The sequence below is a fragment of the Pelomonas margarita genome, assembly GCF_043555875.1.
Lineage (GTDB): Bacteria > Pseudomonadota > Gammaproteobacteria > Burkholderiales > Burkholderiaceae_C > Pelomonas > Pelomonas margarita.
The window spans coordinates 511,616-534,635 of record NZ_JBIGHW010000002.1 but is presented as its reverse complement, the minus strand read 5'-3'; the positions used below and the strand labels follow the sequence as shown (position 1 = coordinate 534,635).

The 23,020-nt window shown below is 65.6% G+C and carries 18 protein-coding genes; 9 read left to right on the top strand and 9 right to left on the bottom strand.

What is annotated here, in order from left to right; all coding sequences use genetic code 11:
- The first annotated feature begins 68 nt into the window (after positions 1-68).
- The 5 genes from ACG0Z3_RS05960 to ACG0Z3_RS05940 all read left to right on the top strand — a co-directional run bounded on the left by ACG0Z3_RS05960 (position 69) and on the right by ACG0Z3_RS05940 (position 5,027).
- Positions 69-1,040 carry a dienelactone hydrolase family protein gene (locus ACG0Z3_RS05960; protein WP_394396226.1) on the top strand — a complete coding sequence of 324 codons (972 nt, stop codon included), beginning with the start codon at positions 69-71 and terminating at the stop codon, positions 1,038-1,040.
- Between the two features lie 73 nt (positions 1,041-1,113).
- Entirely contained in the window at positions 1,114-1,989 is an 876-nt protein-coding gene (locus tag ACG0Z3_RS05955; protein ID WP_394396225.1) for an alpha/beta hydrolase family protein, read from the top strand.
- Positions 1,990-2,043: 54 nt separating this feature from the next.
- A complete protein-coding gene (locus ACG0Z3_RS05950) occupies positions 2,044-2,991 on the top strand; it encodes an alpha/beta hydrolase (protein ID WP_394396223.1) in 948 nt (315 codons plus the stop codon).
- Positions 2,988-4,016 (top strand): glycoside hydrolase family 43 protein, encoded by a 1,029-nt coding sequence (locus ACG0Z3_RS05945; RefSeq protein ID WP_394396221.1) that lies wholly within the window; start codon positions 2,988-2,990, stop codon positions 4,014-4,016. Before ACG0Z3_RS05950 ends, ACG0Z3_RS05945 begins: the two co-directional genes overlap by 4 nt.
- A gap of 99 nt (positions 4,017-4,115) precedes the next feature.
- The gene (locus tag ACG0Z3_RS05940) at positions 4,116-5,027 is read left to right on the top strand and encodes a nuclease-related domain-containing protein (protein ID WP_394396219.1); all 912 of its coding nucleotides are present in this window, start codon (positions 4,116-4,118) and stop codon (positions 5,025-5,027) included.
- A 25-nt stretch (positions 5,028-5,052) separates the two neighbouring features.
- Here ACG0Z3_RS05940 and ACG0Z3_RS05935 read toward each other — a convergent pair whose 3' ends face one another.
- The 9 genes from ACG0Z3_RS05935 to dnaA all read right to left on the bottom strand — a co-directional run bounded on the left by ACG0Z3_RS05935 (position 5,053) and on the right by dnaA (position 19,942).
- The gene (locus tag ACG0Z3_RS05935; protein WP_394396217.1) at positions 5,053-6,681 is read right to left on the bottom strand and encodes a type I restriction-modification system subunit M; all 1,629 of its coding nucleotides are present in this window, start codon (positions 6,679-6,681) and stop codon (positions 5,053-5,055) included.
- A 21-nt stretch (positions 6,682-6,702) separates the two neighbouring features.
- Positions 6,703-7,737 carry a UPF0149 family protein gene (locus ACG0Z3_RS05930; protein WP_394396216.1) on the bottom strand — a complete coding sequence of 345 codons (1,035 nt, stop codon included), beginning with the start codon at positions 7,735-7,737 and terminating at the stop codon, positions 6,703-6,705.
- Positions 7,734-8,966 (bottom strand): AAA family ATPase, encoded by a 1,233-nt coding sequence (locus tag ACG0Z3_RS05925; protein ID WP_394396214.1) that lies wholly within the window; start codon positions 8,964-8,966, stop codon positions 7,734-7,736. Before ACG0Z3_RS05925 ends, ACG0Z3_RS05930 begins: the two co-directional genes overlap by 4 nt.
- The gene (locus tag ACG0Z3_RS05920; protein WP_394396213.1) at positions 8,963-10,294 is read right to left on the bottom strand and encodes a restriction endonuclease subunit S; all 1,332 of its coding nucleotides are present in this window, start codon (positions 10,292-10,294) and stop codon (positions 8,963-8,965) included. Before ACG0Z3_RS05920 ends, ACG0Z3_RS05925 begins: the two co-directional genes overlap by 4 nt.
- On the bottom strand, positions 10,287-11,309 hold the full coding sequence (locus ACG0Z3_RS05915; RefSeq protein ID WP_394396211.1) for a PDDEXK nuclease domain-containing protein: 1,023 nt from the start codon (positions 11,307-11,309) through the stop codon (positions 10,287-10,289). The genes ACG0Z3_RS05920 and ACG0Z3_RS05915 overlap by 8 nt, the downstream gene beginning before the upstream one ends.
- Complete coding sequence (locus ACG0Z3_RS05910) at positions 11,302-14,367, bottom strand: type I restriction endonuclease subunit R (RefSeq protein WP_394396210.1); 3,066 nt, start codon at positions 14,365-14,367, stop codon at positions 11,302-11,304. The genes ACG0Z3_RS05915 and ACG0Z3_RS05910 overlap by 8 nt, the downstream gene beginning before the upstream one ends.
- A 225-nt stretch (positions 14,368-14,592) precedes the next feature.
- Entirely contained in the window at positions 14,593-17,112 is a 2,520-nt protein-coding gene (gyrB, locus tag ACG0Z3_RS05905; RefSeq protein WP_394396207.1) for a DNA topoisomerase (ATP-hydrolyzing) subunit B, read from the bottom strand.
- Between the two features lie 112 nt (positions 17,113-17,224).
- Complete coding sequence (gene dnaN, locus ACG0Z3_RS05900; protein WP_394396206.1) at positions 17,225-18,337, bottom strand: DNA polymerase III subunit beta; 1,113 nt, start codon at positions 18,335-18,337, stop codon at positions 17,225-17,227.
- Positions 18,338-18,487: 150 nt separating this feature from the next.
- Positions 18,488-19,942, bottom strand: coding sequence for a chromosomal replication initiator protein DnaA (gene dnaA, locus ACG0Z3_RS05895; RefSeq protein WP_394396205.1), 1,455 nt, complete (start codon positions 19,940-19,942; stop codon positions 18,488-18,490).
- 302 nt (positions 19,943-20,244) lie between these two features.
- Here dnaA and rpmH point away from each other — a divergent pair, with 302 nt between their 5' ends.
- Genes rpmH through yidC form a run of 4 tightly spaced genes read left to right on the top strand, consistent with a single transcriptional unit; the run spans position 20,245 to position 22,908 of the window.
- The gene (gene rpmH / locus ACG0Z3_RS05890) at positions 20,245-20,379 is read left to right on the top strand and encodes a 50S ribosomal protein L34 (RefSeq protein ID WP_054021782.1); all 135 of its coding nucleotides are present in this window, start codon (positions 20,245-20,247) and stop codon (positions 20,377-20,379) included.
- Positions 20,380-20,430: 51 nt separating this feature from the next.
- Complete coding sequence (locus ACG0Z3_RS05885; RefSeq protein WP_394396203.1) at positions 20,431-20,904, top strand: ribonuclease P protein component; 474 nt, start codon at positions 20,431-20,433, stop codon at positions 20,902-20,904.
- Positions 20,901-21,203 carry a membrane protein insertion efficiency factor YidD gene (yidD, locus tag ACG0Z3_RS05880; RefSeq protein WP_268167461.1) on the top strand — a complete coding sequence of 101 codons (303 nt, stop codon included), beginning with the start codon at positions 20,901-20,903 and terminating at the stop codon, positions 21,201-21,203. Before ACG0Z3_RS05885 ends, yidD begins: the two co-directional genes overlap by 4 nt.
- Positions 21,196-22,908, top strand: a complete 1,713-nt coding sequence (yidC, locus tag ACG0Z3_RS05875) for a membrane protein insertase YidC (protein ID WP_394396201.1) — start codon at positions 21,196-21,198, stop codon at positions 22,906-22,908. The genes yidD and yidC overlap by 8 nt, the downstream gene beginning before the upstream one ends.
- The last annotated feature ends 112 nt before the right edge of the window (positions 22,909-23,020 follow it).

Here is a 23,020-nt window from a genome sequence, read left to right as displayed (position 1 = left end):
TCCCGAGCACCCCGTGCCGAGGGCGCTGTTAGGTTGCGCGCCCCACTTGGTCTTGAACGGAGAACACCATGGCATGGCAAGGATGGAAGGGCACGGCGCTGACCGCGCTGGCGGCACTCGCGACCTGGACGGCAGGGCCTGCCCGGGCCCACGGCGAGCATGAGCATGGCGCCGCGGCCGGGCCGGCGGTGTCGTTCGTGCAGTTCTCGTCGCCCAACCTCACGGCGCCCGGCACGCCGCTGACGGTGCAGGGCAAGCTCAGCGTGCCGCGCCAGCGCGGCTGGCACGGCCACCGCAAGCTGCCGGCCGTTGTCATCGTGCACGGCTCGGCCGGCATCGACGCGCGTGGCGACTTCTACGAGGCCGCGCTGAACGATGCCGGCATCGCCACACTGCAGATCGACATGTGGCAGGCGCGCGGCTACACCGCGCCCGGCCAGCGGCCCGCCGCGCCCATCCTGACCTACCCCGACGCCTTCTCAGCGCTGCAGTTCCTGGCCCAGCAGCCTGGCATCGACGGCGCGCGCGTTGGCGTGCTGGGCTTCTCCTGGGGCGGGCTGGTCAGCATGGGCACGGCCGAGCGGCTGTATGCCGGCCAGTTCGGCGGCGGCCGGACCTTCAAGGCCCATGTGGCGCACTACCCGGTGTGCTACGCCTGGAACAACGCGCCGCTGCTGGCCGCCGTGCGCAGCACGCCGGCGCAGTACGGCGTGCAGTGGTTGGCCCTGACCGGCGCGCCGGTGCTGATCCAGGTCGGCACCAAGGACGACTACGACAACAGCGCCAAGCCCTGCCAGGACCTCGCCGCCGCAGCCAACGCCAGCAATGGCAGCAACAGCCTCGTGCGCGTGGTGGCCTATCCCGACGCCACGCATGGCTGGGACCGCCTGATGGTGCCCATGACCGTCAACGACCCGTTCGCCAACCAGGGCAGCTTCTTCAGCACCGGCGTGCCGCCGGCGGTGAAGTTCACCCCTGATGCCGAGCAGGCCTACCAGTCTCGCGCCCGCGTCGTGCGCTTCTTCGAGCGGCAGCTGTAAGGCGGGCGGCCGGGCCGCAGCCCCATCGGCCTGTCATGCAGGCCGCCTACGCTGGCCGGGCTCGCACTCCGCCATGCTGTCGCTCCTGCACCTATCCCCCTGGGCCTGGCCCCTGATCGGCGTGCCCGCGCTGGCGGCCGCCGTCGTCGCACTGCAAGGGCGGCTGCTGTTCGGCCGCACCTGGCACATCCGCCGCGCCGCCCCCGGCCCTGCCGCCGCGCGGCGTCGCAGCGAGGCCGTGTGGCTGGCGCGGCCCGGCGGCATTCAGCTGCAGGGCTGGCTGACCGTGCCGGCCGAAGCCCCACCGCGCCGCCTGCTGCTGTGGTTTGGCGGGCGCAACGAGCATGTGGCCTGGACGCCCGACCTCGCCGGCTGGCTGCCCGACGACTGCGCGCTGCTCGCCTTCAACTACCGCGGCCTCGGCGCCAGCAACGGCTGGCCGGGCGAGACCGCCTGCGTGGCCGACGCGCATGCCGCTGCAGACTGGGGCCTGGCGCGGCTCGCGCTGCCGCCCGGCGCGCTGCACCTTGCTGGCCGCAGCCTGGGCACCGGCGTGGCCATGCAGCTCGCAGCGCGACGGGCCGCCGCCGGCACGCCGGTGGCCAGCATCGCCCTCATCACACCGCTGAAGAGCCTACGCGCCGTGCTGCGCCGAAACCCGCTGACCGCCCCGCTGACGCCCTGGCTCCGCTCGCCGCTGGACAGCCTGGCCGCCGCACGGGCGCTGCGCTGCGAGGTGCTCGTGCTGCTGGCCGAGACCGACCGCCAAGTGCCGCACGCGCATTCGCACCACCTCGTCGACGCGCTGCGCCGCGCAGGCTCGGCCGTCACCGTGCACCAGCTCGCTGGCACCAACCACCGAAGCTTGGCGCGCACGCCGGCCGCCATGCAGCACTTGGGCAGCTGGCTGCCGCCCACACCGCCGGCCGCGCATTCGTCATCCCGCTGAGCGTTGCTGGTGGCGCGGGCCCTGCCCGACAGCCCGCTGGCACACTGCGCCGGCATGAAGCGCCGCCTGCTGCTGTCGACCGCCCTGCTGCCCATGCTGACCCTCGCTGCTCCCCCGGTGCCCACCGTGCTGCCCCTGTGGCCAGAGGGCGTGCCGCCCGCCCGCCGCGCCGACGCGCCGGCCGCACGCGGCGAGGTAGCCCCTGAGCGCACCGACGAGCAGGGCCGCATCGCCCATGTCTCGCTGCCCACGCTGACCGTCGTGCCGCCTGCGGTGGACCGACCCAACGGCACGGCCGTCATCCTGTGCCCGGGCGGCGGCTACAGCGTGCTGTCCTTCCAGCGCGAGGGCCTGCAGTACGCCGCCTGGCTCAGCACGCTGGGCATCACCACCTTCATCCTCAAGAGCCGGCTGCAGGACTGGGGCCACCCCGCGCCGCTGCAGGACGTGCTGCGCGCGCTGCGCCTGGTGCGCTCGCGCGCGGCCGAGTTCGGCGTGCGGCCCGACCGCATCGGCGTCATGGGCAGCTCGGCCGGCGGCCACCTCGCGGCCACCGCCAGCACGCTGTTCGAGCACGCCGACGGCCGCACCGGCGCCGCGCTCGATGCCGTCAGCGCGCGGCCCGACTTCGCCGTGCTCGTCTACCCCGTCATCACGCTGATGCCGCCCGCCGCCCACCCCGGCTCGCGCAAGGCGCTGCTGGGCGAGCAGCCCGAGTCGGCGCTGCTGACGCTGCTGTCCGTGGACCAGCAGGTCACGCCCGCCACGCCGCCCACGCTGCTGCTGCACACCCAGTTCGACAAGACCGTGCCGGTGGACAACAGCCTGCTGCACTACCAGGCCCTCACGCGCGCTGGCGTGCCAGCCGAGCTCTACGTCTTCGAGCAGGGCGGCCACGGCATCGGCATGCGCGACGGCCTGGGCAATGCCTCCGCCTGGCCCCGCCGCGCCGAAGACTGGCTGCGCCAGCGCGGCCTGCTGAACAAGGACACCCCGCGATGAAACGCCGCCACCTGCTGACCGCCACCGCCGCCCTGGCCGGCACCGTGCCCGCCTGGGCCCAACCCGCCGGCACGCTGACGCTGCCCGGCATGGACCTGCACGACCCCTTCATCGTCACCGACACCGCCAGCCAGACCTACTGGCTGTTCACGAAGAACCACGGCGACTTCACCGGCCGACAGGCCATCGGTGTGATGGCTTACCGCAGCCGCGACCTCAAGCACTGGAGCAAGCCCGAGCTGGTGTTCCAGCTGCCCGCCGACACCTGGGCCGTTGAGGGCTGCTGGGCGCCAGAGGTGCACCGCTGGCGCAACAAGTGGTACTTGTTCGTCACCGTGCACAACGAGCGCCTGCCGCTGGCCGACCCCAGCCCGGTGCCGGGCCAGAAGACCTACCGCCGCAGCACCGTGCTGGCCGTGGCCGACACGCTGGGCGGCCCCTTCACGCTGGTGCGTGGCGGCGAGCCCGTGGTGGACAAGTCGCTGATGACGCTGGACGGCACGCTCCACCTGGACCGTGCCGGCAAGCCCTGGATGGTCTACGCCCACGAATGGCTGCAGCTGCGCGTGGGCGCCTTCGCCGCCGTGCCGCTGGACGACGAATTGCGCGCCGTGGGCCCGCCCCGCGAGCTGTTCCGGGGCAACGCCTCGCCCGCCGCCAAGCCGCAGCAGGGCCAGGGCATCATCGTCACCGACGGCCCGCAGCTCTACCGCACGACCGACGGCAGCCTGCACATGCTGTGGTCCAGCTGGGGCGACGACGGCTACTTCCAGACCGTGTCGCGCTCCCCCTCGGGCGAGCTGTTCGGCCCCTGGGAACACGGCCCCGTGTGGCTGGCCAAGGGCAGCGGCCACGGCATGCTGTTCCGCACGCTGGACGAACGCTGGATGCTCGTGGTGCACCGCCCATTCAAGAACGCGCGCGGCAAGCTCTACGACGTGCGGGAGCTGGCCAGCGGATTCGAGCTGGTGAGGCAGCGGGTGGAGCTGGATTTGGATGCGGCGCCGTTGGGGCCACAGGGGTGACGCCAAGCGAAAGTTGCCCCGCCGCCGGCCTGTAAAGTCGTTAGCGAGGGAGGCAACATGCTGTTCAAGAAAGCTGACGACAAGACCAAACGACTTCGCTTGCTGGAAGACCTGCACGCATCGCCCGTGCTGGACGCACGCCAGAAGAATCGACTCAAGGATGAGCTCTGGCGGGTCAAGCAGGGCCTCGACGGCGAGCGTGACGCAGCGTTCCACATCGACAGCCTGATGCGCGACGGTGCCAACACGGCAGTGCTGCACGACCTGCGCTTTGTCGTAGACGGCGAGGTTGCACAGATTGACCACTTGGTCTTCAACCGGTTGCTGGACTTCATCCTGGTGGAAACCAAGTGCTACGCCGGCGATGTCGAGATCAACGATGTAGGCGAGTTCACGGTGCGCTACAACAGCGGCAAGCGTTTTGGCGTGGCATCGCCATTGGCACAAAGTGAACGGCATGCGCGCGTGCTGGCAAAGCTGTTGGATCGCCTGGGCATCACCGGCAGGCTGGGCACGCAGCCCAAGTTCCACCATCTGGTGATGTTTCACCCCAAGGCCATCATCCAGCGGCCCGATGCGAAGCGGATGGACACCAGCAACGTCATCAAGGCCGACCAGTTCGCTCAATGGCGTGATCGCTGGCTGGATAGCCCGTCAACCCTCACCGCGTTGGCCAGCATCCTCAACGTGCGCGGCCGGGACACGCTGAAGGAATGGGCGGAGTTGTTGGTGCGAGAGCACCAACCGGCGGACTTGCTGGCGCTGCCAGACTTCATGCAACCGCGTGCTGGCGGATCAGCATTGGCCAACTCGGGGGCGGTCGCTGGGCAACAAACGTCGCGCGCTGCGGCTGCCCCTGAACAGGCGCCGGCCGCGGAGCCTGCCAAGCGGCTCATCTGCGCCAGTTGCGATGCCAAGATCAGCTACGCAGAAGGCAAGTTCTGCTGGAGCAACACGAGGCGTTTCGGTGGCCTGCAGTACTGCCGAGAACACCAGCAGGCATTCCGCTGACATCGAAGTCAATGGGGCCGGCCACTCAAGGCAGCAGAGGCAACCCGAGTTCCTTGAGGAACTCGTTGTGCTTTTGTTTGGCGCGCTTGATCTGCTTGTCTAGTTCGACGAGTTCGTCATGCACGGCCTGCAGATCGACTTCCTTTTCGGCCTGCGCCGTGCTCACGTAGCGTGAGATGTTCAGGTTGAAGTCGTTCTTCTCGATCTCGTCCATCGGCACGCGCCGGGCATACCTGGGTTCTTCTTCCCGGAACTGATAGGTGCGGACGATCTTGGCAATGTGCTCTTCGGTGAGCCGGTTCTGCCGCTTGTCCTTGACGAAATTTTCGGCGGCATTGATGAACAGCACGTCATCCGGCTTCTTGCATTTCTTCAGCACCAGGATGCACACCGGGATGCCGGTGGAATAGAACAGGTTGGACGGCAAGCCGATCACCGTGTCGATGTGCCCGTCCTTCAGCAGCTTGGTGCGGATGCGCTCCTCTGCCCCGCCACGGAACAGCACGCCGTGCGGCAGGATGATGGCCATCACGCCTTCGGGCTTCAGGAAGTGGAAGCCATGCAGCAGGAAGGCGAAGTCCGCCGCCGACTTGGGCGCCAGACCGTGGTTCTTGAAGCGCACGTCGTCCGCCAGCGCCTCGGTCGGCTCCCAGCGGTAGCTGAACGGCGGGTTGGCCACGATGGCGTCGAACGCCGGCTTTTTGGCCGGGTTCAGCTCGCGCAGCATCTCCCAGTCGTTGGTCAGCGTGTCGCCGTGGAAGATCTCGAACTCGGTGTCCTTCACCCCGTGCAGCAGCATGTTCATGCGCGCGAGGTTGTAGGTGGTGATGTTCTTTTCCTGCCCGTAGATCCTGCCAATGGTGCCGCCCGCGGCCTTCATGCGATGGCGCACGTTCAGCAGCAATGAGCCGGAGCCGCAGGCGAAGTCCATCACGCTGTCCAGCCGCTGCTTGACGCCGGTCCTGGGCTCCTGGCTGTCCAGCGTGACGATGGCCGACAGAACATCCGAGGCCTGCTGCGGCGTGTAGAACTCGCCCGCCTTCTTGCCCGAGCCCGCCGCGAACTGGCCGATCAGGTACTCGTACGCATCGCCCAGCGTGTCCACGTCGGTCGAGAACGCCGCCAGCCCTTCGGCAATCTTCTGGATGATGGTGCACAGCTTGGCATTGCGCTCGGTATAGCCCTTGCCCAGCTTCGTCGAGCTGAGGTCGATCTCCGAGAACAGGCCCGCAAACGTGCTTTCGAACGACTCGGTCTCGATGTGGCGAAAGCCGTCCTGCAGCACGCCCAGCAATTCGCCGTCGTGCGTGCGGGCCATCTGGGCGATGTTGCTCCACAGGAATTGGGGCTTGATGACGTAGTGCGCCTTGCGGCGCATCTGCTTCTCGAAGGCCGGCACGTCACTCAGGTTCTCTTCGTACCAGACCTGCAGTGGCGTGCTCGCGCCGGTTTCACGCAGCACGTCACCCGCGATGTCGGGGTAGTCGCTTCCCAGCTCCTTCTTCGCCGCGGCCTCGTAGTTGTCGGACAGGTAGCGCAGGAACAGGAAGGCCAGCATGTAGTCGCGGAAGTCATCCGCGTCCATCGCGCCGCGCAGTTGGTCGGCGATGGCCCAGAGGGTCTTGCCCAGCTGCTTCTGTTTTTCTTCGGTCATGGGGAATCGTTGATCCGTGAATCAGTGCAGCTCGGACGGTGCGCCGCAGCACTTCTTGAACTTCTTGCCACTGCCGCAGGGGCAGGGCTCGTTGCGGCCCACCTTGCCGCTCAGCCGCCGCGCCTGCTCACGCTCGGCCACGGCCTGCCGCAACGGCAGCCAGAACGCATGCAGGCGCAGCAGGCTCTCCTCGATCTGCGCCGCCAGAGCCTCGCGCTGTTCGGGCGTGCGGGTCAGCGCATCCTGGTCGTCAGAAAACTCGTCGGCGCCCAGCAGGCCGATGGGCCGGTACCAGCGGCTGGCCTCGGCGTCGTCCAGCAACGGCTGCCAGGCCGGCCGGCTGAGCTTGACGCCCTCGTCGAAGCCGTAGGCCCAGGCCTCCGCATCCTCGTACTCACCCAAGTCGCCGTACTGAGTCGTCCCCCAGCAGGGCTCCACCATCGGCGGGCGCTGCTCAAAGCCGCGCACGATGCTGTTGAAGTGGCGCATCACGAGGCCGATCAGGTGGTTGGCCTCGTCCAGGCTTTCCACAACGGGCAGCATGGCGCCATCGGCACGCCTCCAAACCAGCGGCAGCCAGCGGCTGGGCATCACCGTTTCCGGCCCGATCGCCAGCGCATGCAGAAAGCCATCCAGCATGTCCAGCCTCATGCCTTCGTCGGTGTCTGAATCCAGCAGGAAAGCGTCCAGCTCGCCCAGCTCGTCGTCCGACAGCGGCGTCATCATCAGTTCCGCGCCGCTCGGCAAAACGGCCGGCTGCCCGGCCTGTGCCAGCCGGTGCAACAGCTCCGGCTCGGCGGCCTCGGCCTCCTGCTGGGCGTGGGTCACGAAGTGGTGGACACCCTCTTCCTCGAAGGCCTCGAAAGCCGCCGCCAGCGCAGCGGCGTCGGTCTCGAAATGCTCGTCCCAGACGGTGGCCGTGCCCAGTTCGTCCACAACTTCCAGAATCCACGCTTCGCCAGCCCCCCGGTAGATCTCGATGCTGAGCGTGTGCCCCTCGGCGCTGTACGTTTGCGTCAGCGGGGAGTGGATGAGTTCGATGTCGTCGTCGGTCATGACTGGGCGGTGGCCATGGTGGGCGTCTTGCCGAAGATGTCCGGCAGGGTGAACTGGTAGCGGCCGAGGAAGGCATCGAGGATCTGCCGGAACAGGCGCTTGTTGTCCTCCACCATCTCGGCGGGCTGGTAGATGTCGTACTTGCCGTGGCTGAGCAGGTTCAGCGCGCGGGCGAACAGGTCTTCATCGTCCAGGCCGTGGATGCAGGCCGAGAAATCGTCGTTGCCAAAGAAGGTCGCCGTCTTCTCCAGGATGCTGCGCAGCATGTTGAAGTGATAGGTGTAGAGCCTGCCGGCGTCCGCGGCCTGCTTGACCTCGGCCAGCATGGACACATGGTGGAAGAACGGCGTGTCGTCGGTGGCTCGCAGCGTGTAGGCGTCGCCGCGCTCCGGCCGGTGCAGGAAGTAGCGCTTGTGCGCATCCTTCTTCAGCTCGTTGCACACCACGTTGAAGAACAGCGCATGGTGGGTCGACACCACCGCCTTGATGGGCGCGGGCACCTGGCGCGGCGGGTGGTCGGCATCGCCCGGCCCGGCCGGCGCCGCGGCTTCGGGCCGCGTCCTGCCCTTGGCCCGGCGCAGCAGCTTGGCCAGGTCGCTCGCCACGGCAATCGCGTTGTTGTCGTCCAGCGAGGTGATGGGGTCGTCGATGTAGAGGTGCTTCACCCACTGGTAGGACTCGGCCCCGTCGATGACGCGCTCGCAGATGGCCATGAACACGCACCAGATGAAGATGTTCTCCTCCCCGCGCGACACCTTGATGTGCTGAGCCTCGCCCTTGCGGAAGCTCACCGTCCAGCGGTCGTAGTCGATGTCGAACAGGAAGTCCGCATAGCGCGCCAGGTAGTGGCCGATGCGCTCGTCCAGCGCCAGTTCCTTCAGGCCCTTGAAGAAGGTCGAGTCGGTGTTGATGTGCAGCCGCCGCTCGCTGTCCTTCTCCAGGTCGTTGTCCCAGGAGAACAGGTCTTCGGTAAAGGCGTTGAAGTACAGCGTGTCGCCCACCGTCTCGTCGATGACGAGCGGCTGGCCCGCGCGGTCACCGGCACGGAACGGGCGCTTCGTCTTCTTCTTGCCCGCGTCCTTGAACGCCATCGACAGCCGCGTCTTGCCGGTGCCGTTGTAGGCATAGAGCAGCACGAAGTCCTGCCCGCCGCCGTTCAGGTCGTCACGCAGGCGCTGGACGAGCCGGCGCATGTCGGTGAAGCGGTGGACTTTGGGCGGGGTGCTCATGCGTCGAGAGCCGATGTCAAAGGAAACAACCGCTGCATCAGGCCGTCCTTGTGCCGCCGAAGTGCATCAAGTTGTTCCCGTTGGGCGGCTATTTGATCGTTGAGGCACCCAAGCGAATTGGCGATGCACTGTTGTTCGTCGATATCACTCGGCAGTGTCACTTGCAAATTTGCCTGCTCAATGATGCCGATGTACGCGCGTGTTCCGCCCCCGCTAGCTTTGAGTAAGTTCTTCTGAAATACCGGAGCACAGAATAGATGTGCCAGGAACGCATTGGAGAGCTTTTCTTTGTTTCTGACCCGGAAATAGGTCACCTGCGGCGTAAGCATTAAATAGGGCACGGGGATCGCCGGAACAACTGCCACTGAACCGACCGTTCCTTTGTGCGACAGGAGAACATCACCTTCTTTTGCAAATCCCTTTTTCAGACGATCAGCCAGTTCCTCTTCAATAAAGTGACAGCCTTCGATGTCGACCTTCCCGTCCTTCAGATCGCTGGCCATGATGAAGGGAATCCCTTCCGGTACGTAGTCAGATGATTTCGGGTGAATGCTTCCGTGATTCCCGTCTCTAGGCGGGTAAAGCAACCCTTCATCAACCAACTTGCCGATTTTGGTTGCTCGCCATTCCGCCCTATCCCGGAAGCGGGGAAATCGCAAACGCGGCAGATTTTCTCCTTCGCAGGGGAAAAGCCGCTGCATCAGTCCGTTCTTGTGTACCTCCAGCGCTTTCACTTTGCGTGCTTGCGCGCCGATCACTTCGTCCAATGAACTCAGGCAGTCGGCGATTTTTCGTTGCTCGATGTTCGACGATTCACCCGTCGGCAGCGGTACGGGCAGCTTCATCAGGTCAGCATCGTTGATGCTCAGCGAACCGTGCGCGCGAGCGCCCACCTGGATGAAGTTCCGCAACCACTTTCCATGCAAATTGCCTTGGAAAAGGTAATTCAGATATGCCGGCACGGCAGAGTCGTATTTGCTACGAAAGCAAGTGAATATGCTATTCGGCACCGCAGCCAACTCGCTGCCGCTGTAAAGCGTCAGGAAGCCCTCAGGATATTCCTTGGTGGAGCTTTTGTTGTAGGCGAAGTCATTTGGCTCCAAGCGCAAGTAGTTCTTGTAGGAATCTCCTGCAATCACGCGGCCAAATTTCTCTTCCTGGCTCACGAGCCCAACGCCTGAAGTGATGCTCATCGGAACACAAGCGGCATTGCCGACTTTCTCGGAAGTGATGGACACCATCGCGCCCAGCTTCACCGTCGTCCAGTTGCCGGCGTTCTGAAACTCCGGAAACCGCAATTTCGGCACCAGCTTCTTGTCTTTACTCATTGCCCGCATCCCCCGGCATTGCCAGCAACTCATGCAACCTCGCCGCAATCACCTGCTTGTCCGGCAACTGCAACTCATACTGCGCCACCAGCGCCGGCGACAGATTGCGTGACAGCGCGTACTCCACCACTTCGTCATCCTTGTCCCGGCACAGCAGCACGCCGATGCTGGGGTTCTCGTGCGGTTTCTTCACGTCGCGGTCCAGCGCCTCCAGGTAGAAGTTGAGCTGGCCCATGTGCTCGGGCTTGAAGGGCCCCACCTTCAGCTCGAAGGCCACCAGCGCCGACAGGCCGCGGTGGAAGAACAGCAGGTCAATGAAGAAGTCCTGGCTGCCCACCTGCAGGCGGAACTCCTCGCCCACGAACAGGAAATCACGGCCCAGCTCCAGCACGAAGGCCTTCATGTGCCGCACCAGCGCGCGCTGCAGGTCGCCCTCGCTGTGGGGCTCGGGCAGGCCCAGGAATTCGAGGACGTAGTGGTCCTTGAAGACGCCGCCCGCCGCCGGGTGCAGTTCTCTCAACGCTGTTGAGAGTGTTACCGGCGCCGCCACGATGCGCTCGAAGGTGCTGGCGCTGATCTGCCGCTCCAGCTCGCGGAAGGTGTAGCGCTCCCGGGCGGCCAGCGCCAGGTAGAAGCGGCGCTCGTCGGCCGCCTTGCAGCGCGAGAAGATGGCCAGGTTGTGGGACCAGGGCAATGCCCTCAACAGCGTCGGGAGTTCTGCGTCGCCGGCCTCGGCCTGGTAGGCCTCGTAGAACTGCTTCATGCGCCAGAGGTTCTTGTCGCTGAAGCCCTTGATCGATGGGTCGGCCGCCGCGATGTAGCGGGCCAGCTCGGCCACCACACCCTTGCCCCAGCCGCCCTGGGCCACCTGGTGGCTCAGGGTCTGCCCGACACGCCAGTAGAGGTCGATCAGCGCGGTGTTGGCCTGCGCGAACACGCGCTGCCGCGCCTGCTGGATGTGGCCCAGCACGTCGGCGAAGGCCGGCGGGTGCGGGCTGGCGGGCAGGTCACTCATAGGCGCTCAGCCCCGAGATCTCGCGCCCTTGCGCCCGTTTGGCCAGCAGCGGGATCAGGTCGGTCATCAGCGCGGCCTCGGCCTGCGCGCGAGCCTTCCAGCCGAGGTCCAGCGGGGCCATGAGGTCGCTCAGCGCGTCGCCGTCGAGGATGAGGCGCTGCAGCAGGGCGTCCACGAAGGCTTGCAGTGCCGTGGCGGCCAGGCCGTGCGTGGCGGCGATGCGGGCCAGCTCGGCGCCGTCCTTTTCTTTCTTGAAGTGGGCATAGCCCTCGCGAATGGCAGCCTCACTCAGGCCCTCGCCGGCCTTCAGCGTGTTGATGTAGTCGGCGATGTCGTCGCCCTCGTCCATGAACTTGGCGTCGGCTCGGATGAGGCCCATGAGCTGGTCGCGGCTCATGGTCTGCCGGCTGCCCGTGCCCTGCTGCGAGTAGCGGGCCATCAGGCCCATGATGTAGTCGTAGTCGATGACGGCAGAGGCGAACAGCACGAACTCGAAGTCGAGCTGGTCGGCCTCGCTGGAGCCTGTGCCGTCGGCGCCCTCTCCACCCTTGGCCTGGTGGGCCTTCAGGTCCTTGGCCGTGTCGAGGTAGACGCCGCGGAAGGCTTGCAGGTCTTCGCGCGGCAGGATGGCTTCGATGGCGGCGGCGTTGTCGGAGGTAAGGTCGGTGTACTGGTCGAGCTGGGTCTTCAGGCGCTGCACTTCCCTGAAGGCCTTGATGAAGCCCGCGCGGGCGTCGTCGCCCAGGAGCTGGGGCACGGCTTCGGGCGCGCAGGGCAGGCCCTGGGAGGTCATGAAGTCAGCGAGCTTTTGCACCGCAGCGTCCAGCTTTTCGATCACCACGGGCGCCTTGTCCACCAGCCAGATCTTGCGGGCCTCGGCGTCAGACTTCTCGCCGGAGAACAGCGCGATGGCGGCGTCGACGTTGTCCTGCTGCTGGCGGAAATCGAGGATGTTGCCGTAGGGCTTGCTGCCATTCAGCACGCGGTTGGTGCGCGAGAAGGCCTGGATGAGGCCGTGGTGCTTCAGGTTCTTGTCGACGTACAGCGTGTTGAGGTACTTGCTGTCGAAGCCAGTCAGCAGCATGTCCACGACGATGGTGATGTCGATCTTCCTGGCATGCGGGAAGTCGGCATTGGGCCATTGCTGATCCTTGATGCGCTTTTGCACGTCCTGGTAGTAGAGGTCGAACTCGCCGATGCTGTGGTGGGTGCCGTAGCGGGCGTTGTAGTCGGCCAGGATGGCCTTGAGGGCCTGCTTCTTCTGGTCGGGCTCGACCTCGTTGTCGGCCTTTTCCTGCGGCAGGTCTTCCTGGATCTGCTTCACATCCGCATTGCCCTCGGCCGGCGGCGAGAAAACGCAGGCGATGTTGAGAGGGAGGAACGCGGGGTCGGCCTGCGCCCGCGCCTGTTGCAGGTCGCCAAAAAGGCTGTAGTACTCGATGGCGTCGTTGATGCTCGCCGTCGCCAGGATGGCATTGAAGCGGCGCCCAGCCGTGGCGGTGTCGTGCTTGGCCAGGATGGCCTCGAGCACGGCCTTCTTGGCCAGGGCTTCGCCGGGCTTGGTGGCGTTCTTGCCCTCAGGCCGGTAGTAGTCCACGTGGAAGCGCAGCACATTGGCGTCTTCGATCGCGTGGGTGATGGTGTAGGCATGCAGCTGCTTCTGGAACAGGTCTGCCGTGGTCTTGAACTGCCCCTCTTCGCCCTCGAACTGCTTGGCCGTGGCGTTCTTCTCGAAGATGGGCGTGCCGGTGAAGCCGAAGAGCTGGGCCTTGGGGAAGAAGCTCTTGATGGCCTCGTGGTTGTCACCGAACTGCGAACGGTGGCATTCGTCGAAGATGAAGACGATGCGCTTGTTGCTCAGGGGCTCCAGTTGCTCCTTGTAGGTCTGCAGTTCGTTCTTCTTGCGCTGCTTGTTGCGCTTGCTGGGATCAATCAGCGCCAGGCCCAGCTTCTGGATGGTGGTGACGATGACCTTGTCGGCGCGGTCATCGGACAGCAGGCGCCGCACCAGCGTGCCGGTGTTGGTGTTTTCCTCGACGCAACCGTCCTGGAAGCGGTTGAACTCCTCGCGGGTCTGCCGGTCCAGGTCTTTGCGGTCCACCACGAACAGGCATTTCTCGATGTCGGGGTTGTCCTTGAGCAGCGTGGAGGCCTTGAAGGACGTGAGCGTCTTGCCACTGCCGGTGGTGTGCCAGACATAGCCGTTGCCACAGTTCTGGTGGATGCAGTCCACGATGGCCTTGACGGCATACACCTGGTACGGCCGCATCATCAGCAGCTTCTGCTCGCTGACCACCAGCACCATGTAGCGGCTGATCGTTTCGCCCAGCGTGCATTTGGCAAGAAAGACCTCGGCAAAGCGGTCGAGGTGGGTGATCTTCTTGTTGGCCTCGTCGGCGAACTGGTAGATCGGCAGGAAGCGTTCGTCGGCGTTGAACGCGAAGTGCCGCGCGTTGTTGTTGGCGAAGTACCAGGTATTGGTGCGGTTGCTGACGATGAACAGCTGCACGAAGCACAGCAAGGTTCTGCTGTAGCCGTTGCCCGGGTCGTTCTTGTAATCGACGATCTGCTCCATCGCCCGGCGCGGGCTGATGTCCAGCGTCTTCAGTTCCACCTGCACGCAAGGCACGCCGTTGATGAGCAGGAGAACGTCGTAGCGGTGGTGGCTGTAGTCGGTGTTGACGCGCAGCTGGTTGACCACTTCAAAGCTGTTCTTGCACCAGTCCCTGATGTTGACCAGGGTGTAGTTGAGCGGGGTGCCGTCGTCACGCGTGAAGGTGTTGCGCTCGCGCAGGCGGCGGGCGGCAGCAAACACATCGGGGGTGACGACTTCTTCCTTCAGCCGCTTGAACTCGCCGTCAGAAAGGTGAACGCGGTTCAGTGCCTCGAACTTCTCGCGAAAGTTCCGCTCCAGGCCCACCAGATCGCGAATGTCGTCGCGGTACTCGTACTTGAGGCTCTGGAGCTTGCCGATGAAGCCGTACTCGATCTGCTCTTCCTTGACGCCCTGGCTCAAAGAGGCGGGAGGCAGTTCATAGTGTTGCTTGGCAGGGGGCATGGGCGGTGCGGTGGAGAAGCCGCGGTGCGGGCGGTCGATGGGCGAAATGTGCCGTGATTCTGGCGCCGGACCAAGTGGCTACGGAGCGGCCTCGGCAGTCACTGCCCACGCGCGACAGACGCACCGATCGCTCAAATGCAAGAGCCCGGCTGGCCGGGCTCTTTGCCATGTGAGAGGCGCTTTGCGGAGACCATCCTTCAGCGCGACCCAGCAGGAAGATGATGATCAGACGTCGATATTGCCCGCGCGCAGCGCGTTCGTTTCGATGAAATCCCGACGGGGCTCCACTTCGTCGCCCATCAGCATCGTGAACACCTTGTCCGCCTCGATGGCATCGTCGATCTGCACGCGCAGCAGGCGGCGGACCGTGGGGTCCATCGTCGTTTCCCACAGCTGCTCCGGGTTCATCTCGCCCAGGCCCTTGTAGCGCTGGCGGCCGACGCTGCCTTCGGCTTGCGTCATCAGCCAGGCCATGGCGGCGCGGAAGTCGTCGACCTTGGCTTCCTTGGCCTTCTCGCCCTCGCCCTTGCGCACGATGGCGCCCGGCTTGATCAGCCCTTGGAAGCTCAGGCCGGCGTCGGCCAGCACTTCGTAGTCGGCGCCGTGCACGAAGTCGGCATGGATGACACTGGCGCGCACGTTGCCATGGTGGGTGCGGGCGATCTTCAGGAAGAACTTGTCGGTGCGCGGATCGGTCTCGACGGTGACCTCGGCGTTGTGCAGCCGGCCCTTCAGCGCGACGGCGCTGGCTTCGGCGTCTTCGCGGGTGTCGACCTTCAGCGCCAGGCCGTTGGCCAGCACGTGCAGGGCTTCGCCGTCCATCCAGTTGGACAGTCGCTCGATGACGCTCTGCGCGGTGACGTACTTGCGGGCCAGCGTGTCGAGCGCGTCGCCGCTCAGCGTGGTGCCGGCGCCGGTGTCGAGGTGCGCGTCCTGCAGCGCGACCTTGAGCAGGAAGGCGTCGAACTCGTGGCCGTCCTTGAGGTACTGCTCGTGCTTGCCGACCTTGACCTTGTACAGCGGCGGCTGCGCGATGTAGATGTGGCCGCGCTCGACGAGCTCGGGCATCTGGCGGTAGAAGAAGGTCAGCAGCAGCGTGCGGATGTGGGCGCCGTCCACGTCCGCGTCAGTCATGATGATGATGCGGTGGTAGCGGAGCTTGTCGGGGTTGAAGTCGTCACTGCCGGCGCCGCGGCCGATGCCGGTGCCCAGGGCGGTGATCAGCGTGATGATTTCGTTGGACGTCAGCAGCTTTTCGTAGCGCGCTTTCTCGACGTTCAGGATCTTGCCGCGCAGCGGCAGGATGGCCTGGAACTTGCGGTCGCGGCCCTGCTTGGCGGAGCCGCCGGCGGAGTCACCCTCGACGATGTAGATCTCGCACAGCGAGGGGTCTTTTTCCTGGCAGTCGGCGAGCTTGCCGGGCAGGCCCAGGCCGTCCAGCACGCCCTTGCGGCGCGTCATCTCGCGGGCCTTGCGCGCGGCTTCGCGGGCGCGGGCGGCGTCGAGGATCTTGCTGCAGATCATCTTCGCGTCGAGCGGGTTCTCCAGCAGGTAGTCGGTCAGCAGGCGGGAGACGATGTCTTCCACTGGCGCGCGCACTTCGCTGGACACCAGCTTGTCCTTGGTCTGCGAGCTGAATTTGGGCTCGGGCACCTTCACCGAGACCACGCAGGCCAGGCCTTCGCGCATGTCGTCGCCGGCGACTTCGACCTTGGCCTTCTTGGCCAGGTCGTTGTCGTCGATGTACTTGTTGATGACGCGGGTCATCGCGGCGCGCAGGCCGGTCAGGTGGGTGCCGCCGTCACGCTGCGGGATGTTGTTGGTGAAGCAGAGGACGTTCTCGTTGAAGCCGTCGTTCCACTGCATGGCCACTTCGACGCCGACGTTGGTACCCTGGTCGCTGGTCTTGTCGCCCTGCGCGTGGAAGATGTTCGGGTGCAGCGTCGTCTTGCCCTTGTTGATGAACTCGACGAAGCCCTTCACGCCGCCCGCGTAGGCGAAGTTGTCTTCCTTGTTCGTGCGTTCGTCGACCAGGCGGATCTTGACGCCGTTGTTCAGGAACGAGAGCTCGCGCAGGCGCTTGGCGAGGATGTCGTAGTGGTAGTCGTTGTTCTGCTGGAAGATTTCCGTGTCCGGCAGGAAGTGGACTTCGGTGCCGCGCTTGTCGGTCTCGCCGATGATCTTCATGGGACGGGTCTCGAAGCCGTCGACCATGACGCTTTCGCCGTTCTGCGGGATGCCCTTGGCGAACTCGATGAAATGCACCTTGCCGCCCTGGCGCACGGTCAGGCGCAGGAACTTGGACAGGCCGTTCACGCAGGACACACCCACGCCGTGCAGGCCGCCGGAGACCTTGTAGCTGTTCTGGTTGAACTTGCCGCCAGCGTGCAGCTCGGTCAGCGCGATCTCGGCCGCCGAGCGCTTGGGCTCGTGCTTGTCGTCCATCTTGACGCCGGTCGGGATGCCGCGGCCGTTGTCGATGACGGAGATGGAGTTGTCGGTGTGGATGGTGACGACGATGTCATCGCAGTGGCCGGCCAGCGCCTCGTCGATGGAGTTGTCGACAACTTCGAACACGAGGTGGTGCAGGCCGGTGCCGTCCGACGTGTCGCCGATGTACATGCCCGGGCGCTTGCGCACCGCCTCCAGGCCTTCCAGGATCTGGATGGAGCTGGCGTCGTAGGCGGCCGGCGCGGGAGTGGGGGCCGGTGCCGGGGTGTTTTCGGGGGTGACGCTATCGCTCATGGGGCAACTCTCAGAGGCCGCAACGCGGCCGGTACAACTCTCAAACTAGAACCCCCGCTTGGCGGGGGCAGGGGGTGCACCACATTCAGGCACACCGTGCCAATGAGGATCGTCAGATCCTCATTGGCATCACGACGTACTTGAAGCCCGTCGTGTCCGGGATGGTCAGCAGCGCACTCGACGCGCTGTCGTTGAGGTCGATGCAGACCATGTCCTGGCTCATGTTGGCCAGCGCATCCATCAGGTAGGTGACGTTGAAGCCGGTCTCGATCTTGTCGCCGCCGTAGTCGATCTCGATCTCTTCCTTGGCCTCTTCCTGCTCGGCGTTGCTGGACGCGATGCTCAGCAGGCCCGGCTCGAAGGTCAGGCGCACGGCCTTGAACTTCTCGCTGGTCAGGATGGCGGCGCGCTGCAGGCTGCTCAACAGCGTCGTGCGGCCCAGCGTCAGGCGGAACTTGTGGTTCTTGGGGATGACGCGGTTGTAGTCGGGGAACTTGCCCTCGACCAGCTTGGTCACGAACTCCATGCTGTTGAAGCTGAACTTGGCCTGGTTGCCGGCAAAGCGCATCTCGATCGCATCGTCGTCCTTGCCGTCCTTCAAGAGGCGCTGCAGTTCCAGCACGGTCTTGCGCGGCAGGATGACTTCCTGCTTGGGGATGTCGACATCCAGCTCGGCCTGGGCCAGCGCCAGGCGGTGGCCGTCCGTCGCGACCAGCGTCAGGTTCTTGCCTTCGGCGACGAACAGGATGCCGTTCAGGTAGTAGCGGATGTCATGCACCGCCATCGCGAAGTGCACCTGGTTGATCAGGCCCTTCAGCGCCTTCTGCGGCACGCTGAACGCGGGGCCGAAGTCGGCGGCTTCCTGCACCAGCGGGAAGTCGTCGGCCGGCAGCGTCTGCAGCGTGAAGCGGCTCTTGCCGCCCTGCAGCGTCATCTTGTTCTGGTTGCTCGTCAGGCTGACGGCCTGGTCACTCGGCAGCGCGCGCAGGATGTCGATGAGCTTGCGGGCACCGACGGTGGTGTTCAGGTCGCCGGCATCGCCGTCGAACTGCACGGTCGTGCGCACTTGAATTTCGAGGTCGCTCGTCGTCAGCTCCACCTGGTGGCCGGTCTTGCGGATCAGCACGTTGGCCAGGATGGGCAGCGTATGACGCCGCTCGACGATGCCGGACACCGCCTGCAGCGCGCCGAGCACCTGGTCCTGGGGAGCTTTCAAAACGATCATGAGGGCCTCTTGGGGGGAGAGATTTCAGCTGGGGCAAGCCCCAAAACCGCGCGCGCGCGTGACGCTGCGATTGTCGCCCGGAAAGGGTGCGCCCCCGGCCAAGGGGGCAACGCCGGCAGCTACGGGACAACCCGTAGCCCAACCCTGAACTCAGCCTTTCAGCGTCTGCTCCAGCACGTGCAGCTGCTGGTTGAGCTCAGTGTTCTTCTGGCGCTCGCCGCCAATCTTGCGCACCGCGTGCAGCACCGTGGTGTGGTCACGCCCGCCGAAAAGCTCGCCGATCTCGGGCAGGCTCTTCTGCGTCAGCTCCTTGGCCAGGTACATCGCAATCTGGCGCGGCCGCGCGATGCTGGCCGGGCGCTTCTTGGAGTACATGTCGGCGACCTTGATCTTGTAGAAGTCGGCCACCGTCTTCTGGATGTTCTCCACACCGATCTGGCGGTTCTGGATGGACAGCAGGTCCTTCAGCGCCTCGCGCGCCAGGTTGATGCTGATCTCCTTGTGCGAGAACTTGGCATAGGCCAGCACCTTGCGCAGCGCGCCCTCCAGCTCGCGCACGTTGGCGCGCACGTTCTTGGCGACGAAGAAGGCCACGTCTTCCGGCATGGGCGCGCCTTCGGCAATCGCCTTCTTGATCAGGATGGCCACGCGCATTTCCAGCTCGGGCGGCTCGATGGCCACCGTCAGTCCGGCATCGAAGCGGGAGGTGAGGCGCTCATCGATGTCCACCAGCCCCTTGGGGTAGGTGTCCGACGTCATGATGATGTGCGCCTTCTTGGCCAGCAGCGCCTCGAAGGCGTTGAAGAACTCCTCCTGCGTGCGGTCCTTGCCGGCGAAGAACTGCACGTCGTCGATCAGCAGCAGGTCCAGCGAGTGGTATTTGGCCTTGAGCTCATCAAAGGTCTTGCGCTGGTAGTTCTTGACGACGTCCGAGATGAACTGCTCGGCGTGCAGATACAGCACGCGGGCATCAGGCCGATCCTTCAGCAGCGCGTTGCCGACGGCGTGGATCAAGTGGGTCTTGCCCAAGCCCACGCCGCCATAGATGAACAGCGGGTTGTAGGTCACGCCCGGCGCGCCGGCCACGTGCAGCGCCGCCGTGCGGGCCATCTGGTTGGCACGGCCCGGCACGAGGGTGTCGAACGTGAGCGACGGGTTGATGCGGTGCTTGGCAGAAGCCGGCGCCTGCGAGGGCAACACGATCGATGACGCCGCCGGCACCACGGGCTTCAGCGCCGCGCTGGGCTCAGCCGGCAGCACGGACAGCTGTTGCGGCGCCGCCGCCGCACCGGGCGGCGGCACGGCAATCGGGGCTGCCGTGTCACGCGCAGCCAGCGCCAGTTCCAGCCGCGTCGGGCGGCCGGCGAGTTCGGTCAGGATGGCCTCGATGCGCGCCGCGTACTGGCGACGAATCCAGTCGCGCTTGAAATGGTTGGGCACCTTCAGCGTGGCCACCAGCGCGCTGGCGGCATCGGCGCCTTCGCCGGCCACGGTGGCAGGCGGCAGGGGGCGGATCCAGGTGTTGAATTGCTGCTCGGGCAGTTCGGTGGCCAGGCGCTCACAACCGCGCCGCCAGAGGTCCGAAGCCCATTCCGCCGTGTTCATGCTCGCTGACACCTGCATCCCATCCGCCCTGTTGTGTTCTTCTAGGCTCATTGTGGAAAACTTGTTTTCGAGCAGCCGGATTGTACGTCTCGAGCGCTCGCAAAAGCAGGGTTATCCACAGAATTTCCAGCAGGGTCAATCCCCGGCAAACCCGCCTGGCAGCACGCTGCTTGTTGACCGGCAAGGCGGCATCTGCTGTAATCGCGGGTTTTCGCGCACTGCGACTGCTTTGCCGTGCGCTCCTTTTGCCGGGGACCAACCGCTGTGCCCGGAGCGAACAAACTCCTCCAAAGAGGTTCCCCATGAAGCGTACTTACCAAGCCTCCAAGACCCGCCGCGCCCGCACCCACGGCTTCCTCGTGCGCATGAAGACGCGTGGCGGCCGTGCCGTCATCGCCGCTCGCCGCGCCAAGGGCCGCAAGCGCCTGGCCGTCTAAGGCCTTGTCGCACATGGCGGCGCGCCCGCGCCGTCGACTGCCGGGCAGCTGATGATCGGTCGCATCCAACGCCCGGTGGATTTCGAACGCGTGCTTGCGCGTCCGAGCCGCTCGCGCAGCGCGCACTTCGCGCTGCACCACCTGCCTGCCAACCCGGCGCCCAGCGCCTGGGTGGCTGCTCGTCTGCGCTCTGCTCAGGCCGAGTTATCAACAGGTGACGCACTCGTTATCCACACCCCTGTGGAGCCCATCCCGCCTGCGGCGCCTGAAAGCTGCTGGGTGGGTATGGTCGTTCCCAAACGGCATGCAAAGCGATCGGTCACGCGCCAGCTCTTGAAGCGGCAGATTCGCGCCGCATTTGCCGAGCGCCCCGGCATGCCGCCGGGCTTGTGGGTGGTGCGCTTGCGTTCTCCGTTTGATCGCCAGAAGTTTCCCAGCGCCGCCTCTGACGCGCTGCGTGCTGCTGCGCGCGCCGAGCTGGCCCAGCTGCTGGACCGCGTGCTGAAGGCGGAGAGCGCGCCATGACCCCTAGCTGGCCCGCGCGCGCATTGATGGCCGTAGTGCGCGGCTATCGGCTGATGCTCAGCCCCTGGCTGGGCAACAGCTGCCGGTTCGAGCCGACCTGCTCGCGCTACTCCCTGGCAGCGCTCGAAAAGCATGGCGCACTGGCCGGCAGCTACCTGACGGTGCACCGCATCCTGCGCTGCCAGCCCTGGTGCGACGGCGGCCACGACCCCGTGCCGGACAATGCGCCGCGCCTGTTTTCCCGATTGATCTCCCCGGTGCCCTGCGCGCCGTCTTCCTCCGAGCCCCCTCATGACTGATATTCGCCGCACCGTGCTCTGGATGGTGTTCGTCATGTCCCTCGTCCTCCTGTGGGACGGCTGGCAGAAGCACAACGGACAGCCCTCGATGTTCAGCCCCACGCCGCGCGCTGCCGCGCCGGCACCGCAGGGCGCGGCTTCGGGCGGCGTGCCGACGCCCACCGTCGCGGGCGCAGCCCAGGCCCCGGCAACCACCGCGCCCGCCGCGGCACCGTCCGAGAAGATCACCATCCGCACCGACGTGCTGACGGTCACCGTCGACACATTGGGCGGCGACATCGTGCGCGCCGAGCTGCCCAAGTACCTGACGTCGCCCGACCCCACGGTCACCGACCAGCTGCTGCAGATGGTGCGCCTGAAGGACCCGGCGCCTTTCACGCCCGAACCGGTCGTGTTGTTCAATGCCGCCCAGCAATACCGCGCCCAGACCGGCCTGGTGGGCGGCTCCGGCCCGCTGCCGACGCACAACACGCCCATGACGGCCGTGGCTGGCGAGCGTGAGCTCAAGGCCGGCCAGGACGAAGTCCAACTGCGCCTGGAGTCGGCCGAGGTGGGCGGCGTCAAGCTGGTCAAGACCTACACGTTCAAGCGCGGCGCCTACACGGTGGGCGTCGCCCACGAAGTCGTCAACGCCGGCACGGCGCCGGTCACGCCGCAGGTCTACCTGCAGCTGGTGCGCGACGGCTCCACCGTCACCGGCGGCGCAGCGTTCACGCCCAGCTTCACAGGCCCGGCCGTCTACAACGACAAGACCAAGTTCAAGACCGTCACCTTCGAGGACGTCGACAAGAACAAGGTCGACATCGAGAAGCAGGCCGCCGATGGCTGGGTCTCGATGATCCAGCACTACTTCGCCAGCGCCTGGCTGGTGAACGAGGCCGGCAACCGCGAATTCTTCATCCGCAAGCTGCCGGGCCAGGCGGGCGTGCGCGGCGACACCTACGCCACCGGCATGGTGTTCACGCTGCCCACGCTGGCGCCCGGCGCCAGCACGACGCAGAAGGCCACGCTGTTCGCCGGCCCGCAGGAAGAGAACAAGCTGGCAGAACTGGCGCCCGGCCTGGAGCGCGTCAAGGACTACGGCATGCTGACCATCCTGGCCGAGCCGCTGTTCTGGCTGCTGGACAAGCTGCACGGCATCATCGGCAACTGGGGCTGGACCATCGTCGCCCTCGTGCTGCTGCTGAAGATCGCGCTGTACGGCCTGAACGCCAGCGCCTACAAGTCCATGGCCCGCATGAAGGCCGTGGCGCCGCGCATCAACGAGATGAAGGAGCGCCTCAAGGACAACCCGCAGCAGATGCAGCAGGAGATGATGAAGATCTACCGCGAGGAGAAGATCAACCCCATCGGCGGCTGCCTGCCCATCTTCCTGCAGATGCCCATCTTCATGGCGCTGTACTGGGTGCTGCTGTCCACGGTCGAAATGCGCCAGGCGCCGTGGATCTTCTGGATCACCGACCTGTCGGTGCGTGACCCCTACTTCATCCTGCCGCTGCTGATGATGCTGTCCAGCCTGTTCCAGGTCTGGCTGAACCCGCCGGCCGCCGACCCCATGCAGCAGAAGATGATGTGGATCATGCCCGTCGCCTTCGGCGTCATGTTCTTCGTGTTCCCGGCCGGCCTGGTGCTGTACTGGCTGACCAACAACATCCTGTCGATCGCGCAGCAATGGATGATCAACAAGCAGATGGGCGTGAACTGACCCCACCCCACGTGACCGGAGTCACGTGAATCTGCACAGCCCCCGTGCTCGGGGGCTTTTTTGTGCCCGGCGATGGGCGTTCAATCGCGTTGCGGGGCAGAGAACACCGGCC